Here is a 16,658-nt window from a genome sequence, read left to right as displayed (position 1 = left end):
CGCCAACCTCGTATCCGACCGCACCATCAACGTCTGAAAACAGGTCACGACCAGGCGAAACACGGCCCACCCGCTATCACGCACCAACTCGTAAGTCGAGAGATGGCCTGATGGCAGTAGAAGTCCGAAGTCGACGGGGCCACAGCAGCGCTCACAGTAAGTAACTTTCCGTGCCGGATGGTAACTTCGTCGCCACACTACCCTCCAACCTCTAGCCAACTCGGTTCACATCAGCCTCGCGAGATCTCGTTGGCTCTCGGCGTACGCCTAGCGGGTGGTATGGGATAAGACGCCGCGGTCGGCCTCTACGGAGCGAACTGCGGCTTCCTTCAGCAAGCCGTCGTTCTTCACATGGAGAGGGGTCGCGTGGGTGTTCGGATCGTTCGTCACACAATGATCATGGGTGCTCTCGCCTCATCGCCGCGTGGGCCAGGTCCTCCTGGGTGCTGGGGACGGCGCCGACCCGTCGGTGGGGCGTTCTTCTGCCGTGTCCTGGCGGGCCGGGCGACGGTGTTGAGGCAGGGTGTCCGCTACCGAAGGGATCGCTGACGATTCCCGGTGCCGCGTCCGGCCCGTGGTACTGGCATCTACTGGAGGCCGAGGTGCGTGGAGGGACCATGACGTAGTGGCCATGGACCTGCTGGTGATGCTGCAGGCATAGATCCCGGCACCTGGACGACCCGGTTCACGAAGCCATGGCCACCGCCCGCACGGCTGGACGTGCCCACAAGAGTCCTGCTGGCCCGGGACGACCGCCTCTTCCCTCCCGAGTACATGCGCCGCATCGTGCGGGAACGCCTCGGCATCACACCCGACGAACTGCCCGGCGACCACTGCCCCATGCCCGGCCATCCCACAGAGCCACCCGGCCCCACGCCCGTCCTCCAGCATCAGTACTCGGCTGCCGGCCAATATCCGCATACCCGATCTCGATGTCGATCCCCTCCGCCGGGATGGCCGGATTGTTCATCACACAGCGATCATGGACGCTCTCACTCCTCACCGCGGATCGCCCGTTGGAATGATCATCCAGCCTTCGGCTCCCAGAAGCACCCCCGTCTCACCCGAACGGATGTACGTGTCCCTCGCGTGCAAACCCTTGTCCCGCAGGCCGTGCCGCGCGGCGCTGTTGGATCGATACTGAATGCCAGCGGCGGACCGCCGCAGAGCGTCTTCAACCGCGCCCGAAGGAGCTGACCATGCGTCAGAAAAGTCAGCATCTGGTCAGCATCAGTACCGCCGAACGCCGCTTCGGAGCGCCGGGGACCGCCAAGATCGCAGAGTGACCACAGCACATGTGACCTGCGAAAACCATGGTCAGAGGCATAGCTGCTAATCTACCCGGGAGACACCCATGAAGATGCTGATCAATGTGCCGGAGACCGTGGTGGCGGATGCCCTTCGGGGGATGGCCGCGGCGCATCCGGAGCTCTCCGTCGATGTGGCGAACCGTGTGGTGGTACGCGGGGACGCGCCCGTCGCCGGGAAGGTCGGGGTGGTCTCCGGAGGTGGGTCCGGGCATGAGCCGCTGCATGGAGGTTTTGTCGGGCCCGGGATGCTCTCCGCAGCCTGTCCCGGTGAGGTGTTCACCTCGCCCGTGCCCGACCAGATGGTGCGGGCCGCTGCCGCCGTCGACAGCGGCGCCGGTGTGCTGTTCGTCGTCAAGAACTACACCGGCGACGTCCTGAACTTCGACATGGCCGCCGAGCTGGCCGAGGACGAAGGCATCCAGGTCGCGAAAGTGCTGGTCAACGATGATGTGGCGGTGACGGACAGTCTTTACACCGCGGGTCGGCGCGGTACGGGCGCGACGCTGTTCGTGGAGAAGCTGGCGGGCGCGGCGGCCGAGGAGGGAGCGCCGCTGGAGCGTGTCGAGGCGATCGCCCGGCGGGTGAATGACCGCTCGCGGAGTTTCGGTGTCGCCCTGAGCGCCGTCACCACGCCCGCCAAGGGCAGTCCGACCTTCGATCTGCCCGAGGGAGAGCTGGAACTGGGCATCGGTATCCATGGCGAGCCCGGCCGCGAGCGGCGCGCGATGATGACCTCGCGTGAGATCGCCGACTTCGCCGTGCACACGGTGGTGGAGGATCTGCGGCCCTCCGGCCCGGTGATCGTCCTGGTGAACGGCATGGGCGGAACACCGCTGCTGGAGCTGTACGGATTCAACGCCGAGGTGCAGCGGGTGCTGACCGAGCGAGGCGTCCCGGTCGCCCGTACGCTCGTCGGCAACTATGTGACGTCGCTCGACATGGCGGGCTGTTCGGTGACGCTCTGCCAGGTGGACGAGGAGCTACTGCGCCTGTGGGACGCGCCGGTGCAAACGGCCGCGCTCCGCTGGGGCCGCTGAATACGGCAAAGAAGAGGCAAGGCCGGCCGGGACGGCAGGGCAGGCACAGAAACTTGGGACGGCAGGGCACGAACCACGGCAGGGCACGATCCACGGGCGAGGGAGTTCACGTGACCGATCAGAAACCCGACCGGACGCTCGACACCGACTTCTTCCGCCGCTGGCTGACGGCCGCCACCGCCATGGTGGAGCGTGAGGCCGGCCGGCTCACCGAGCTGGACTCGGCGATCGGCGACGCCGACCACGGCAGCAATCTCCAGCGCGGTTTCCGGTCCGTCATGACCGAGCTGGGCAAGGAGTCACCGGCCGGCCCCGGAGCCGTACTGGTCATGGCCGGACGGCAGCTCATCTCCACGGTGGGCGGCGCGTCGGGGCCGCTCTACGGGACGCTGCTACGGCGTACGGGCAAGGCGCTCGGTGACGCTCCCGAGGTCACGCACGAGCAGTTCACCGAGGCGCTGCGCGCCGGCGTGGCGGCCGTGGCCCAGCTCGGCGGAGCGAAGGCCGGGGACAAGACCATGATCGACGCGCTGGAGCCGGCGGCCGAGGCGCTCGGCACATCGTTCAGGGCGGCGGCGGAGGCGGCGGAGAAGGGCGCCCTGGCCACCGTACCCCTCCAGGCCCGGAAGGGCAGGGCGAGTTATCTGGGCGAGCGCAGCATCGGGCACCAGGATCCGGGCGCGACCTCCTCGGCCCTGCTGATCGCCGCGCTCGCCGACACGGCGGAGGCGACGCCATGAGCATCGAGAAGCCGGTCGGCATCGTGCTCGTATCGCACAGCGGACCGGTGGCGGAGGCCGTCGCCGCGATGGCCCGAGGGCTGGCGGGAGGCGGCGCGACCGCGCCGGTGGCGGCGGCGGGAGGCACTCCGGACGGCGGACTCGGCACCAGCTCCGAGCTGATCTCGGCTGCCGCCGCGCAAGTGGACCGAGGCGCGGGCATAGCGATTCTGGTGGATCTCGGCAGCGCCGTGTTGACGGTGAAGACACTGCTCGCCGAGGGCGACGAACTCCCGGACGGGGCACGGCTGGTGGACGCTCCGTTCGTCGAGGGAGCGGTGGCCGCGCTCGTCACCGCCTCGGCGGGCGGAGATCTGAACGCGGTCGCGGCGGCGGCGACGGAGGCGTACCAGTACCACAAGGAGTGAGGCGAGGGGGGTTACGGAACAAGGTGAGAACGGCGCACAGTCGTCGTGATCCATGAATCGCCACCCGGGGATACTGAGCCCTCACGGATCGGCCACGGCAGGCCCGTTGTCGGTACAGGACTTCCGGAGGGACAAGCATGGTGAACGCGGCAGACGTGGAGACCGTTGGGGCGGAAGGGGACGGTCCGTACCGCTCCCCCGGCCGCCGGACCCGCCACGCCGTGATCATCGGCGGCAGCGTCGCGGCTCTGCTGACGGCCCATGTGCTGAGCGCCCATGCCGACCGGGTCACCATCGTCGAACGTGACCGCCTGCCCGAAGGACCCGAGCCACGGGCGGGTGTCCCGCAGAGCCGCCACACCCATGTCCTGCTGGAGGGCGGGCAGCGGGCGCTGGACGAGCTGCTCCCGGGCATCGTCGCCGAACTGCGCGAGCACGGCGCGCCGCGCGTGGGCCTGCCCAGCGACCTCGTGCAGTGGCAGAGCCACCGCTACTACCGGCGCACCGCCGCCACCGCCCATCTCCTCACCGGTACCAGGCCGTTGCTGGAGTGGCTGGTACGGCGCCGGGTGCTGGCCGAGCGGCGGATCACGGTGCTGGAGGGCACGGAGGCGGTGGGACTGCTGGGCGACTCCCACCGTGTCCGCGGAGTACAGGTGCGCAAGCGCGGCGCCGAGACCCGTCAGGACGTACGGCGGCTCACCGCCGATCTGGTCGTGGACGCCTCAGGACGCGGCTCCCGCGCGCCCGACTGGCTGGCCGCGATCGGCGCGGAACCGCCGCACGAGGAGACGCTCGACACCGGGCTCGCCTACGCGACCAGGCTCTACCGTCAGCCCGACGGGAATGACTCCGGGAATGTCGGCGGAAGTGCCGGTGGGAGCGCCGACCGGACGACGGACTGCGTCGGTTACTACTTCGTCCCCGGGCGCGGCCAGGCCCGTGGCGGCGTCGCTCTCCCCATCGAGGGCGGCCTCCATCTCGTCACGCTCTCGGGCCTGCGCGGAAGCGAACCGCCCTCCGACGAGGAGGAGTTCACCGAGTTCACGGCTCAACTCCCGCATCCGGTGCTGCACGACTGGCTGATGAAGGCCCGGCCGGAGTCCGGCGTACACGCCTTCCGCGCGACGGCCAACGTACGGCGCCGGTACGACCGTCCGGGCCGACGCCCGGCCGGTTTCCTCGCCGTGGGCGACGCGCTGTGCGCCTTCAACCCGGTGTACGGGCAGGGCATGGCGGTTGCCGCGCTCGGCGCGGTCGCGCTACGCGACACGCTGGCCGATCCCGCCCGTACACCCACGACACGCCGGGTGCAGCTCGCGCTGCTCAAGGCCTCACGGCAGGCCTGGGACATCGCCTCCGGGGCCGACAGGGCGCTGCCGGGCGCACGCGGCGACGCGGCCCGGACGCAGCTGGTGAACCGGCCCGCCGCCTGGTATCTCGCCCGGGTGGTGCAGCGCGCGCCCGGCGATCCGGTCGTCGGAGAGGCGTTCCGCGCGGCCAGCACACTGATGGCGCCGGTCTCGGTGCTGTTCGCGCCGCGTGTCGTACGCGCGGCGCTGTTCGGCCCCGTCCGGCCGGCCCCCACCGAGCCGCCCTTGTGGAAGGAGCACGGAGCCGACTGACCACGCGTGTCAGAGAGCAGTAGTCGTCAAAGAGGTCATCAAAGAGGTGTGGCGGTCTTCAGTAGGAGAAAGAGAGTGACCGTCGCGTTCGCCGAGGAGAGCGCGGAGCCGAGCGTTCCGGCTGCCGCCGTCCAGACGGCCAGGCCCACCGCGGTCGACATCGACGGCCACCAGTTCACCGCGGAGGGCGCGGGCTCCAGCAGGGCCGCCACTCGGCGCGGCACCGGGCCAGGCGCGGCGAAACCGGCCAGTGTCGGTGTGGGCGTGCCGCGGGAGACCAGCGCGGCCTTGCCGATGGCCCGTGCCACGACCGTACGCTCGCCGGTCACCCGGGCCGCTTCCTCGTCCGCCCATCGCTCAGTCGTGTAGGCGACCGCCGCGCGCAGCGGGCGCAGCAGCGGATTGGCGCGCGCGGCCAGCCGTACGGCCAGCAAATACCGGTGGTGGCTTCCGTTGAGATGAGCCTGCTCATGGGCGACCAGCGCGGCACGCTCCCGGGTGTCCAGACAGTCGAGCATGGCCGTGGACACGACAACCCGCCCACGGCCATGTCCACGCCCTCGCCCTCGTCCTCGCCGACTTCCGGCACCCGCGCCCGCGTCCGGCAGCTGTCCTGCGGCGGAACCGGGCAGCGCGTAGGCGTACGGCGCCTTGTCGGTCAGTACGGCGAGTTCGCCGTCGGGCAGCCCGGCCAGGGCGCGGTGTGCATGGCGGCGTACCCGGCGATGGCGTCCGGCCGCCGCCACACAGCCGACGGCGACCGCGGCGAGCGCGACGATCGCCGCCTTCCCCGCGATCTCGTCGTACGGGACGGCCTCGCGTACCTCGGGATCGGACCAGGCGTCCGGCAGCGGATTGCCGGGCAGTTGCGCCGTACCGACCACCACCAGCAGCACCAGACAGAGCGTGCTGCACAGGGCGAGCACAACGGCCAGCCCGGACAGCAGCCTGGTGGCGACACGAGGATGGAGATGGAGTTCGGCCAGGCGCGCGACGGGCAGCGCGGTCAGCGGCAGGACGAGCGGCAGAAAGACGAACACCCCCACCCCGTCAGCCCTCCGCCTCGTCCTCGGGGTCCTCGGGCAGGCCGAGCAGATCGCGCAGCAGCCGTTCGTCGTCCGCGGAGAGCGCGGTGACGAACCGGGCCAGGACCGCCTCGCGGTCCGCCTCCGCGTCCAGCACCTTCCGCATCCGCAGGGCGGCGAGCCCCGCCTCGTCCGAGGCGGCACGCCATTCGAAGGAGCGCCCGGCCCGCTCCCGGGTGACCGCGCGTTTGGCCTGGAGCCGGGTCAGGATGGTCATCACCGTCGTGTACGCGAGATCCCCGCCGAGCCGTTCCTGCACCCAGGCGGCCGTGACGGGCCCCGGCGCCTGCCGCAGCGCGGCGAGTACCAGGGACTCCAGCTCGCCCTGGCCGCGCCGGCGCGGGCGCTCGTCCGGACCGTCCCGGCCGTCCGGACCGCCGTGCACCCTCACGATGTCTCCCTCCAGCCGCGCGACCGCGCCGCGTGGCAGCCGTTCATGCTACTGAGCCCGGCGCCTGCGCGCTTCCACGGGCGCCTCTCCCATGATCTTCTACACTGCTGTAGATTCTATGACGGTCGCTGCCCGCCTCGACCAGACGTGGGACGGGCACGGCCGCGACAGGGGCACAGGACGCGGGGCGCGCGTTCTGTGCCCCGCCTTGTCATGCCTCGGCGGCGCCAGCCGTCGCTCCGGGCGCGCTCGCGGGCGCCTCCGAAGCGGGCGTTTCCGCAGCAGGCCCAGCGGGCACGGCAGACGCAGCGGGCTTCACCTTGCGGGTGATACGCCGTGCCAGCGGCTCCGTCCAGCGCGCGGCCAGTGGGCCGAGGATCACCAGGATCAGGACATACGCGGTGGCCAGCGGCCCGATCCGGGGCTCGACCCCGACCGCGAGTCCGGCGATGACGATGGAGAACTCGCCGCGTGCCACGAGTGTGCCGCCGGTCCGCCAGCGGCCCGCCGTTCGGACTCCGGCGCGCTTCGCCGCGTACCAGCCGGTGCCGATCTTCGTCACGGTGGTGACCGTCGCCAGGATCAGGGCCGGGACCAGCACCGGCGGGATGGCGGCCGGATCGGTGTTCAGCCCGAAGAAGACGAAGAAGACCGCGGCGAACAGGTCGCGCAGCGGCGCGAGCAGATTGTGCGCGCCTTCGGCGACCTCGCCGGACAGCGCGATACCGACCAGGAACGCGCCGACGGCGGCGGAGACCTGGAGTTCCTGGGCCACTCCGGCGACCAGGACCGTCAGCCCGAGGACGACCAGCAGCAGCATCTCGGGGTTGTCGCTGGAGACGGCACGGCTGATCAGCCGGCCGTGGCGCAGGGCCAGATAGAGGACCGCGCCGACCGTACCGAGCGAGATCGCCAGCGTGAGGCTGCCGCTGGCGAGGCTGAGTCCGGCGAGCAGGGCCGTGAGCAGCGGCAGATAGACCGCCATGGCGAGGTCTTCTATCACCAGGACGCCGAGGATCACGGGAGTTTCGCGGTTGCCGAGCCGGCCGAGATCGCCGAGGACCTTGGCGATGACTCCGGAGGAGGAGATCCATGTCACACCGGCCAGGGCGACCGCGGCGACCGGACCCCAGCCCAGGATCAGCGCGGCGAGCGCGCCCGGCACGGCGTTCAGGACGAAGTCGACGATGCCCGAGGGATATTGGGTCTTCAGATTGCTGACGAGTTCGGAGGCGCTGTATTCGAGGCCGAGCAGGAGCAGCAGCAGAATGACGCCAATCTCCGCGCCGGTGGCGATGAACTCCTCACTGGCGTTCAGCGGAAGCAGTCCGCCATGTCCGAAGGCGAGTCCGGCGAGCAGATAGAGCGGGATCGCGGAGAAGCCCACCCGGCCTGCGAGCCGGCCGAGTATGCCCAGCACCAGGATGACGGAGCCGAGTTCGATGAGCAGTGCGGTGGTGTCGTGCACGGGCGCTTATCCTCCGGTGATCAGTTCGGCGACGGCGTCGACGCCTTCCCGGGTACCGACGACGACGAGGGTGTCCCCCGAGGCGAAGCGGAAGTCCGGTGTGGGCGAGGGAAAGGCTGCGGTACGGCGCAGAACGGCCACGATGGAGGCGCCGGTCCGGGTACGCACCTGGGCGGAGCCGAGCGTGCGGCCCGCGTACGGCGACCTCTTGGTGACCGGAATGTGCTCGGTGACCAGGTCGATCTCCAGGTGCTGGTGGAGATGGGCGACGGGATCGGGCGTCAGGAGCTTGGAGAGCGCGGTCGCCTCGTGCGGAGCGAGGGACGCGGCGTCCTTGCAGTTGTCGTCGTCCTCGGGATCGTGGAAGGCGAGAATGCGCCGCCCGTCCTGGTGCACGACGACCGACAGATGCTTTCCGGCATCCGTGTTCAGGTCGTAACGGGTACCGACCCCGGGCAGGGCGGTTTTGCTGACATGAGCGGTGGGCTCCATGAATACGCTCCATACGGGCGTGCCGAGAGGTCTTCGGGCGCCGGGTCCTGTCCGTCGGACAGGACCCGGGCCCCTGGGTACGCGCGACGGATGAGCCACCCGCCACGATCAGGGATTCTCCATCATTCGGCCGTGGGACCGGGCGGGACGGCCGCAGAGCGGGAGTTCACGCGCCCGTGGAGCGGGAGTTCACGCGGTCCGAGGTGGGCAGACAGTGGGTGGCGCCCGCGCGAACAGCGCGTACCGGCGCCGCACACGGAAACCGCGCCAAAACGAGCGGAATCACAAGCGGAACGAGGCGAGACATGAACCCGGGCAACCGCTGGGAGTTCACTGACGACCGCGGCCATCTGACCGTCGTACCGAACCGCCCGGCACGGGTGGTGGCCTATATACAGGCGGGCGCGACCCTGTGGGACCACGGGTTGCGTCCCCTGGGCGTCTTCGGCTCCCACCACGACGGCGCGGCCCCCGATCCGGCGAAGGCGGGCGAGCTGCCTCTCGGCGAGCTGCGCGACTTCGGTGCGGGTAGTGCCCTCGATCTGGACGCCCTGCTCGCGGCGGAGCCGGATCTGGTGGTCGCCGTCAGCTACGGCGGCGGACAGGTCTACGGCATCGACCCGGAGGCGGCCAAGCGTCTGGAGGAGCGGCTGCCCGTGGTCGTCCTCGATGTGGGCAAGGACCGTACGTTCGACGGCATCAGGGACCGGTTCACGGAGCTGGCCCGCTCGCTGGACGCGCCTCGCCCGCCCGCGGTGGCCGAACTGGACCGCGCCGAGTCCCGGCTGCGTACCGCGGCGGCGCGGCCCGGTGCGCCCAGGGTGCTGGCGCTGTCGGCCGCCGATCCGGCGACGGCGTATCTGGCCAGGCCTCTGACCTGGCCGGATCTACGGGCCCTCGGGGAGCTGGGCGTAACTCTGATCGAACCCGAGGAGGGCGGCGGTGCCAACTGGCGTACGGTCGGCTGGTCCGAGGCCGCCGCCCTGGAGCCGGACATCGTGCTCACCGACGTGCGCGCCAACGCGGAGCCCCGCGCGCGGCTCCGTGACAGTGCGCACTGGCGCGCCGTCGAGGAGCGGGCGCGGATCGCGCCGTGGAATCCGGAGGCGCCGTACAGCCATCTTGCGCACGCCCGCTTCCTCGACACCCTCGCGGACGCCATGGAGGGCGTCGACGGCACCAATGGCGCCGACGCCGCCGATGGCACCGACGCTCCATAGTGCACATATTTCCACTTGTCCTGATTTATTAGGCTGTTCGGATGGGATGGACCGCGATCCGGTCGGAGGACGGGTTCACCGGGGCACGCATGCGGTGTTCGCACCACCACCTGACGTAGGAGTTCCTCATGCGTATCCGTACCGCGCTCGCCGCCACCGCCCTTGCCGCCGCCGCTCTGCTCGGTGGCGCCGGTTCGGCCCTCGCCTGTGAAGGTCACGACGACGCGACCGTGGCGGCCGGTGGCTTCCACAAGGAAGGTGCCGCGGGTTACTACCACAACCTGGGCGGGCCCGCGGGAATCACCGAGGGCGCCCACTCGTCGCACAAGGCCGGCGGATGGTTCGGCTTCCTGGACATCTGAGCTCCGTTCCACCGCTGATGATCCGCCCTCTGCGCCGACGCGCAGGGGGCGGTCGGCCGTTCCCCTGACATCTGCTTTGCAAGAGCAGCGCTCCCGCGAAGAGCAGCGTTCCCGAGTTCAGCACCGGACGGTATCCGGCTCGAACTCGCACCAGACCGCCTTTCCGTCGCCCCGTGGCTCGACTCCCCAGCGCGCGGCCACGGCGTCCACCATCAGCAGCCCTCTGCCGGAGGTCGCCGCCTCGCCGGGCGTGCGGCGGCGGGGCCAGACGCTGGAGCGGTCCTTGACCCAGAGACGTACGCGGCGGACCGGCTCCGGCAGGACCTCCAAGGTCAGCACCGCGCCGCTCTCGGTGTGCAGCAGCACATTGACCAGCAGTTCACCCGCCGCCAGCTCGACATCGTCGATCAGCGCCGTCAGGTCCCAGTCCGCCAGGGCCTGACGCAGCACGGCGCGCGTCTCGACCAGCCCTTCCGGGTCCGCCTGATGGACGTACTGGTGGATACGCGGCGCGTGGTCCGTGCCGCGGTCGGGACGGCGGCGCAGCACCAGCAGCGCCACATCGTCACCGGTCCCCCAGCGCTCCCAGAGACGGTCCGAGAGATGGTCGGCCAGCGCGCTCGCCGCGCCCGGCCCGGTTCTGACGATGTCGGCGAGCGTGTCCATGCCGGCCGAGATATCGCGGCCTGGCTCCTCGACCAGTCCGTCGGTGCAGAGCACCAGCGTCTCGCCGGGCACCAGATCGAGCCGGGTCTCGGGAAAGTCCTCATGGCCGAAGGTCGTGGCGAAGCCCAGCGGGAGCCCGCCTCGCAGATTGGGCCAGCCGGTTCTGCCGTCGGTGTGGCGGATGAGCGGGCCGAGATGGCCGGCCCGTACGGCTCGTACGACACCGGTGCCCAGGTCCACCTGGGCATAGGTGCAGGTCGCGAAGCGTTCGGTGTCGAGCTCCGCGAGAAAGCGCGAGGCGCGCGCGAGGACGGTCGCCGGTGTGTGGCCCTCGCCCGCGAAGGCGCGCAGGGCGATCCGTAGCTGTCCCATGATGGCGGCGGCGTGGGTGTCATGGCCCTGGACGTCGCCGACGACCACGCCGACGCGGTTCCTGGGCAGCGCGATCACGTCGTACCAGTCGCCGCCGACCTCTCTGCCGCTCCATGCCGCGTGGTAGCGCACCGCGATCTCGGCGCCGGGAAACTCCGGGATGTCTCGGGGCAGCATGGAGGCCTGGAGGCCGGTCGCGAACTCGCGTTCCTGGTCGAAGAGGATGGCGCGCTGGAGGGACTGCGCCACGATCCCGGCCAGGCCCAGACACAGCGAGCGGGTCTCGGCCGAGAAGTGCGTACGCCGCCGGTAGAAGAGCGCGAGACAGCCGATGGAGCGGGCCTGGGCGATCAGCGGCAGGAAGGCCGCCGCGTTGAATCCGAGTCTGCGGACATACGGCCGCAGCTTCGGGAAGCGGTCGACGACGAGATCGCTGAGCGAGGTGACAAAGCGTGGCCGCTGGTTCAGGACGGACTCGGCGAGCGGCAGCGTTCCGTCGAGACGGTGCAGCCGCAGATCGTCCAGTACATCCATGGACTCGCCGGACAGCGCGATCAGTCTCAGAGTGCCGCCCTCGACCAGACCGAGCGCGAGTCCGTCGGCGCCGAAGCGCTCCAGTCCGCCGACGCCGGTCAGTACGGCGGCGACATCGTCCACGGTGACCGCTCTGGACAAGGCTTCCGTGGTCCTCTGCACCAGGGTGTTCAGCCCGTCGCGGCCCATGTCGCCGGGACCGGCCAGACATGACTCCGTCAGATCCGCCGTCGCGTCGCGGACGATCCCGACGACGCGGTACGCGTGCCCCAGCTCGTCGCGCAGGATCCGCCCGCGCGTATGCGTCCACTGCCGCATACCGGTACGGCGCAGCAGTTGGAAGTACGAGCTGTACGACGACCGGCCGTGCCGGACCGCCGCGTCCACGACGGCTTCGAGACGTACGCGCTCCTCGTGCGGGATGCGCGGCAGCAGGGACTCTCCCGTACCGTCGTACTCGCCGGGCCGCAGATCGAATACGTCGAGGGCCACCGCGTCCAGATCCAGGAGGCCGCTCTCCAGATCCCAGTCGAAGCTGCCCACGCGATTGAGCGCGAGCTTCTCATCGGCACCGATCACCGATCGGTTCCGGTCCCCACTGCGGTCCCGATTGCGTCCTGCCATGCGCCCCGCTCCGGAGATGGGCCCGGAACCCCGTCGGTCACCCGGTCGCCAGGACTCGTCCGTCCAAGCTTGAAGCCTAACTTTCCCGGCAAATCACCGCAATGGCCGCAATCACGCCTCGGAGCCATGCAGGAACACCGCGTCCACCGCCGACAGGCCGCGACGGCAAGAGCGTAACGATGAATACATATACGCATAAGCAACGCTACGCCTTGTTGATAACATCCCTCTCATGAGCACGCGAACGCGCATTCTGGAGGTGGCCGCCGAGCTGCTGGCGAAGTCGCCGAACGGTGACATCTCCACTCGGGCGGTCTGTGAGGCTGCCCAGGTCGGCGCGCCGGTGCTCTACCGGCAGTTCGGTGACAAGGAGGGACTCCTCTCCGCCGTCGTCGACTACGGCTTCGACACCTATCTGGCGACCAAGCGGCTCCGCGAACCGGGCACCACCGACCCGATCCGGGATCTGCGCGACGGCTGGGACACCCATGTCGCGTTCGCACTGGCGAACCCGAATCTGTACCGGCTGATGAACTCTCCCTCGATGCGGAAGCCGCCCGCCTCGGCGCTGGAGTCGCATCGGATCCTCGCCCGTGATCTGGAACGCGCGGCGGCCCGCGGACTGCTGCGGATCTCGCCCGAACTCGCCGCCCAGATGGTCATGTCGGCCAATGTCGGCGTGGCGCTGATGCTGGTCTCCCGGCCCGCCACCTTCACCGATCCCGATATGTCCCGGCGAGTCCGCGACGCGGTGCACGCCGCCGTATTCACCTCCGAGGCGATGTACGACCAGGCTCCGGACGGCGCGTCCGCCACTCCCGACGGATCCGGCGCCGAGACTCCGGTGGCGGCGGCCCGGCTCGGAGCGCTGCTGCGCCAGTCACCGCCGTCGGCCCTGACCGCCGCCGAGACCGCGCTGTTGTCCGAGTGGCTGGAGCGCGTGGCGAACACGGATGATGCCGCTGTGATCTCCCAGGCCGTGTCCGACGACATGTCATGACGATGTTTCAGGCGCCCGCACCCGCCGTCAGATTCTGAAACGACACCTCCTCATCACACCTCGGACACCACGCAAAGTCCGACAATCGCCGCGTCCCGTCCGTTATTTGTTGTCGGCACGAGAACCGACCTTGGCGGCTTCGTGCACAACTCTTGACGTGTTCGAAACACGAGAGAAGCATCTCCTCTACCGAGAGAGCGCTCTCCGGTTGCCCTCACGCTCCGCCCGCCCGTTGTCCGATGACTCAGGAGACCTGCCCATGCACGCTCCTCCGCTCACTTCACCGGTGTTCCGGAGATCCGCTCCGGGCCGTCGGCGAGGACTGGCCGCCTCGGTCGCGGCCACGCTGATCGCCTCGCTGCTGCTTCTCATTCCCAGCACCTCCGCCCAGGCCGCGCCCACCCTGCTCTCCCAGGGCAAGGCGGTGACAGCGTCCAGCGTGGAGAACGGCGGCACGCCCGCCACAGGCGCCAACGACGGGAATACCGGGACTCGTTGGTCGAGTGCCGCGTCCGACCCGCAGTGGATCCAGATCGACCTCGGCTCCAGCGTCGCGGTCAGCCAGATCGTGCTGAACTGGGAGACCGCGTACGCCAAGGCGTACAAGATCGAGTTCTCGCCCAACGGCACCGACGGCTGGACGCAGGCGTACGCCACCACCACCGGACCCGGTGGCACGGAGACGCTCAATGTGTCGGGCACCGCCCGCTTCGTACGGCTGACGGGCACCCAGCGGGCCACCCAATGGGGCTACTCGCTCTGGGAGTTCCAGATCTACGGCGGCACCTCGGGCGGCACCGGCGACCCGATCCCGGGCGGCGGTGACCTCGGCCCCAACGTCATCGTCTTCGACCCGTCGACGCCCAACATCCAGGGCAGGCTCGACCAGGTCTTCGACCAGCAGGAGTCGGACCAGTTCGGCACCGGCCGTTACCAGTTCCTGTTCAAGCCCGGCACGTACAACAACATCAACGCCCAGCTCGGCTTCTACACCTCGATCTCCGGTCTCGGTCTCTCGCCCGACGACACCACCTTCAACGGTGATGTGACCGTGGACGCCGGCTGGTTCAACGGAAACGCCACGCAGAACTTCTGGCGCTCCGCCGAGAACCTCGCGCTCAACCCGGTGAGCGGTACCAACCGCTGGGCGGTCGCGCAGGCCGCGCCGTTCCGCCGTATGCATGTCAAGGGCGGACTCAACCTCGCGCCCAACGGCTACGGCTGGGCCAGTGGCGGCTATATCGCCGACAGCAAGATCGACGGCACCGTCGGCCCGTACTCCCAGCAGCAGTGGTACACCCGTGACAGCTCCGTCGGCGGCTGGACCAACGGCGTCTGGAACATGGTGTTCTCCGGTGTCGAGGGCGCGCCCGCGCAGGGCTTCCCGAACCCGCCGTACACCACGCTGGCCAACACGCCGGTCTCCCGCGAGAAGCCGTTCCTGTACCTGGACGGCAACGCGTACAAGGTGTTCGTCCCCGCCAAGCGCACCAACGCGCGCGGCACCACCTGGGGCAACGGCGCTCCGCAGGGCCAGTCCCTGCCGCTCGACCAGTTCTATGTCGTCAAGCCCGGCGCGACCGCGGCGACGATCAACCAGGCGCTGGCCCAGGGGCTCAACCTCCTGTTCACGCCCGGTGTTTACCATGTCGACCAGACCATCAACGTGAACCGCGCGAACACGGTCGTCCTCGGTCTGGGCCTCGCCACGATCATTCCGGACAACGGTGTGACCGCGATGAAGGTCGCCGATGTGGACGGAGTGAAGCTGGCCGGCTTCCTGATCGACGCCGGTCCGGTGAACTCTCCGACGCTGCTGGAGGTCGGACCGCAGGGCGCGGCCACGGACCACTCCGCGAACCCGACCACGGTCCAGGACGTCTTCATCCGGATCGGTGGAGCGGGCCCCGGCAAGGCGACCACCAGCATGGTGATCAACAGCGATGACACCATCATCGACCACACCTGGGTCTGGCGTGCCGACCACGGCGCCGGCGTCGGCTGGGAGACCAACCGCGCGGACTACGGCGTCCGGGTCAATGGTGACGACGTCCTGGCGACCGGTCTCTTCGTCGAACACTTCAACAAGTACGACGTGGAGTGGAACGGCGAGAACGGCAAGACGATCTTCTTCCAGAACGAGAAGGCGTACGACGCGCCGAACCAGGCCTCGATCCAGAACGGCAGTATCAAGGGATACGCCGCCTACAAGGTCGCGGACTCCGTCAACAACCACGAGGGCTGGGGTCTGGGCAGCTATTGCAACTACACCTCGGACCCGAACATCCAGCAGGACCACGGCTTCCAGGCACCGGTCAAACCCGGTGTGAAGTTCCACGATCTCCTGGTCGTCTCCCTCGGTGGCATGGGCCAGTACAACCACGTCATCAACAGCACGGGGTCACCGACCTCGGGAACCTCGACGGTCCCGTCGACCATCACCTCGTTCCCGTAAGGCTCCGGTCGGTCCCGTAACCCGCGCCGATCCCCCGGCACACAGGGGCCCGGTCTCCCCCCACGGAGGCCGGGCCCTGCGCCGTACGGCGCAACCGTTCATACGATCGGCTCGGCGGTATCACCGTAATGCTCCGGCGTGTCAGTCCGCGCCGGAGCCCGCGCCGTTCCCGCGCAGCGTACGGATCGGCTCCCGCCGTGGGCGGCGCACTCCCCCGGCGCGCGAATGGCGACGCTTCGCGCCCCCGCCCAGACTTGACGGCATGTCGGGCAAACGAAGCGCGGGCCTCCTCCTGTACCGGGTCATGGACACCGGTCTCGAAGTGCTTCTCGGACACATGGGCGGACCGTACTGGTCGGGCCGCGATACCGCCGCCTGGACCATCCCCAAGGGTGAGTACGGATCAGCGGAACGGCCCGAGGACGCGGCCCGCAGGGAGTTCCGGGAGGAGCTGGGACTGCCCGTGCCCGAGGGGCCCTGGACCCCTCTCGGCGAAGTCCGCCAAAAGAGTGGCAAGACCGTCACCGCCTGGGCTGTCGAGGGCGATCTGGATCCCGCGGCGGCCGTCTTCGGCACCTTCACCATGGAGTGGCCCAGAGGGTCGGGTGTGGTGCGTGAGTTCCCCGAGCTGGACCGGGTCGGCTGGTTCCTTTTGCGGGACGCCGTGGAACCGCTGGTAACGGGACAGCGAGAGTTCCTCGAACGACTGGACGAGTGCATAGGCGATGACCGCCGTCCGTCTCCGTCCGGGCGCTAGAGCGCTCGCTGCCCCGAAGCCGTCCAAGGAACCGTCCGAGGAGCCGTTCAAGGAACCGTCCAGGAGCCGTCGGGGCCCCGCCACCCAGTCCAGGAACCAGGAAGGGCATCATC

The 16,658-nt window shown here is 69.5% G+C and carries 14 protein-coding genes; 9 read left to right on the top strand and 5 right to left on the bottom strand.

The window, feature by feature from the left end; all coding sequences use genetic code 11:
* The first annotated feature begins 1,354 nt into the window (after positions 1-1,354).
* The 4 genes from dhaK to ACFV6H_RS31915 all read left to right on the top strand — a co-directional run bounded on the left by dhaK (position 1,355) and on the right by ACFV6H_RS31915 (position 5,119).
* Positions 1,355-2,347 (top strand): dihydroxyacetone kinase subunit DhaK, encoded by a 993-nt coding sequence (gene dhaK, locus ACFV6H_RS31930; protein WP_384987182.1) that lies wholly within the window; start codon positions 1,355-1,357, stop codon positions 2,345-2,347.
* A 182-nt stretch (positions 2,348-2,529) separates the two neighbouring features.
* A complete protein-coding gene (dhaL, locus tag ACFV6H_RS31925; RefSeq protein WP_385549291.1) occupies positions 2,530-3,087 on the top strand; it encodes a dihydroxyacetone kinase subunit DhaL in 558 nt (185 codons plus the stop codon).
* Positions 3,084-3,494: a PTS-dependent dihydroxyacetone kinase phosphotransferase subunit DhaM gene (locus ACFV6H_RS31920; protein ID WP_093600558.1), complete on the top strand. Its 411-nt coding sequence runs from the start codon at positions 3,084-3,086 to the stop codon at positions 3,492-3,494. Before dhaL ends, ACFV6H_RS31920 begins: the two co-directional genes overlap by 4 nt.
* A 137-nt stretch (positions 3,495-3,631) precedes the next feature.
* Positions 3,632-5,119: an FAD-dependent oxidoreductase gene (locus ACFV6H_RS31915; RefSeq protein WP_385549272.1), complete on the top strand. Its 1,488-nt coding sequence runs from the start codon at positions 3,632-3,634 to the stop codon at positions 5,117-5,119.
* Between the two features lie 38 nt (positions 5,120-5,157).
* Here the strand turns inward: ACFV6H_RS31915 and ACFV6H_RS31910 are convergent, their stop codons facing one another.
* The 4 genes from ACFV6H_RS31910 to ACFV6H_RS31895 all read right to left on the bottom strand — a co-directional run bounded on the left by ACFV6H_RS31910 (position 5,158) and on the right by ACFV6H_RS31895 (position 8,555).
* On the bottom strand, positions 5,158-6,165 hold the full coding sequence (locus ACFV6H_RS31910; protein ID WP_385549269.1) for a M56 family metallopeptidase: 1,008 nt from the start codon (positions 6,163-6,165) through the stop codon (positions 5,158-5,160).
* 4 nt (positions 6,166-6,169) lie between these two features.
* Positions 6,170-6,595, bottom strand: a complete 426-nt coding sequence (locus ACFV6H_RS31905) for a BlaI/MecI/CopY family transcriptional regulator (protein ID WP_256098099.1) — start codon at positions 6,593-6,595, stop codon at positions 6,170-6,172.
* Positions 6,596-6,806: 211 nt separating this feature from the next.
* Positions 6,807-8,063, bottom strand: a complete 1,257-nt coding sequence (locus ACFV6H_RS31900) for a cation:proton antiporter (protein ID WP_385549265.1) — start codon at positions 8,061-8,063, stop codon at positions 6,807-6,809.
* 6 nt (positions 8,064-8,069) lie between these two features.
* The gene (locus ACFV6H_RS31895) at positions 8,070-8,555 is read right to left on the bottom strand and encodes a cation:proton antiporter regulatory subunit (RefSeq protein ID WP_384790882.1); all 486 of its coding nucleotides are present in this window, start codon (positions 8,553-8,555) and stop codon (positions 8,070-8,072) included.
* Between the two features lie 305 nt (positions 8,556-8,860).
* On the opposite strand from ACFV6H_RS31895, the gene ACFV6H_RS31890 reads away from it, so the two are divergent.
* Complete coding sequence (locus ACFV6H_RS31890; protein ID WP_385549262.1) at positions 8,861-9,775, top strand: ABC transporter substrate-binding protein; 915 nt, start codon at positions 8,861-8,863, stop codon at positions 9,773-9,775.
* Positions 9,776-9,903: 128 nt separating this feature from the next.
* On the top strand, positions 9,904-10,137 hold the full coding sequence (locus ACFV6H_RS31885; RefSeq protein ID WP_093601808.1) for a hypothetical protein: 234 nt from the start codon (positions 9,904-9,906) through the stop codon (positions 10,135-10,137).
* A gap of 117 nt (positions 10,138-10,254) precedes the next feature.
* Here ACFV6H_RS31885 and ACFV6H_RS31880 read toward each other — a convergent pair whose 3' ends face one another.
* Positions 10,255-12,333, bottom strand: a complete 2,079-nt coding sequence (locus ACFV6H_RS31880; RefSeq protein WP_385549259.1) for a SpoIIE family protein phosphatase — start codon at positions 12,331-12,333, stop codon at positions 10,255-10,257.
* Between the two features lie 232 nt (positions 12,334-12,565).
* Here ACFV6H_RS31880 and ACFV6H_RS31875 point away from each other — a divergent pair, with 232 nt between their 5' ends.
* The 3 genes from ACFV6H_RS31875 (at position 12,566) to ACFV6H_RS31865 (ending at position 16,545) form a co-directional block, all read left to right on the top strand.
* Positions 12,566-13,333, top strand: coding sequence for a TetR/AcrR family transcriptional regulator (locus ACFV6H_RS31875; RefSeq protein ID WP_385549256.1), 768 nt, complete (start codon positions 12,566-12,568; stop codon positions 13,331-13,333).
* Positions 13,334-13,592: 259 nt separating this feature from the next.
* The gene (locus ACFV6H_RS31870; protein WP_385549253.1) at positions 13,593-15,788 is read left to right on the top strand and encodes a discoidin domain-containing protein; all 2,196 of its coding nucleotides are present in this window, start codon (positions 13,593-13,595) and stop codon (positions 15,786-15,788) included.
* A gap of 262 nt (positions 15,789-16,050) precedes the next feature.
* A complete protein-coding gene (locus ACFV6H_RS31865; RefSeq protein WP_384987200.1) occupies positions 16,051-16,545 on the top strand; it encodes an NUDIX domain-containing protein in 495 nt (164 codons plus the stop codon).
* Positions 16,546-16,658: the final 113 nt, after the last annotated feature.

Origin of the sequence: Streptomyces sp. NPDC059743 (assembly GCF_042732975.1) — a bacterium.
GTDB lineage: Bacteria > Actinomycetota > Actinomycetes > Streptomycetales > Streptomycetaceae > Streptomyces.
Note: the sequence above shows the minus strand (reverse complement) of the source record. Positions and strands in the feature narration are given on the sequence as shown.

Coding starts and splice junctions, on each gene's coding strand:
- ACFV6H_RS31895 (WP_384790882.1), bottom strand. CDS start 8,555: ATGGAGCCCACCGCTCATGTCAGCAAAACCGCCCTGCCCGGGGTCGGT.
- ACFV6H_RS31880 (WP_385549259.1), bottom strand. CDS start 12,333: ATGGCAGGACGCAATCGGGACCGCAGTGGGGACCGGAACCGATCGGTG.
- ACFV6H_RS31920 (WP_093600558.1), top strand. CDS start 3,084: ATGAGCATCGAGAAGCCGGTCGGCATCGTGCTCGTATCGCACAGCGGA.
- ACFV6H_RS31875 (WP_385549256.1), top strand. CDS start 12,566: ATGAGCACGCGAACGCGCATTCTGGAGGTGGCCGCCGAGCTGCTGGCG.
- ACFV6H_RS31865 (WP_384987200.1), top strand. CDS start 16,051: ATGTCGGGCAAACGAAGCGCGGGCCTCCTCCTGTACCGGGTCATGGAC.
- ACFV6H_RS31870 (WP_385549253.1), top strand. CDS start 13,593: ATGCACGCTCCTCCGCTCACTTCACCGGTGTTCCGGAGATCCGCTCCG.
- ACFV6H_RS31915 (WP_385549272.1), top strand. CDS start 3,632: ATGGTGAACGCGGCAGACGTGGAGACCGTTGGGGCGGAAGGGGACGGT.
- ACFV6H_RS31890 (WP_385549262.1), top strand. CDS start 8,861: ATGAACCCGGGCAACCGCTGGGAGTTCACTGACGACCGCGGCCATCTG.
- dhaK (WP_384987182.1), top strand. CDS start 1,355: ATGAAGATGCTGATCAATGTGCCGGAGACCGTGGTGGCGGATGCCCTT.
- ACFV6H_RS31885 (WP_093601808.1), top strand. CDS start 9,904: ATGCGTATCCGTACCGCGCTCGCCGCCACCGCCCTTGCCGCCGCCGCT.
- dhaL (WP_385549291.1), top strand. CDS start 2,530: ATGGTGGAGCGTGAGGCCGGCCGGCTCACCGAGCTGGACTCGGCGATC.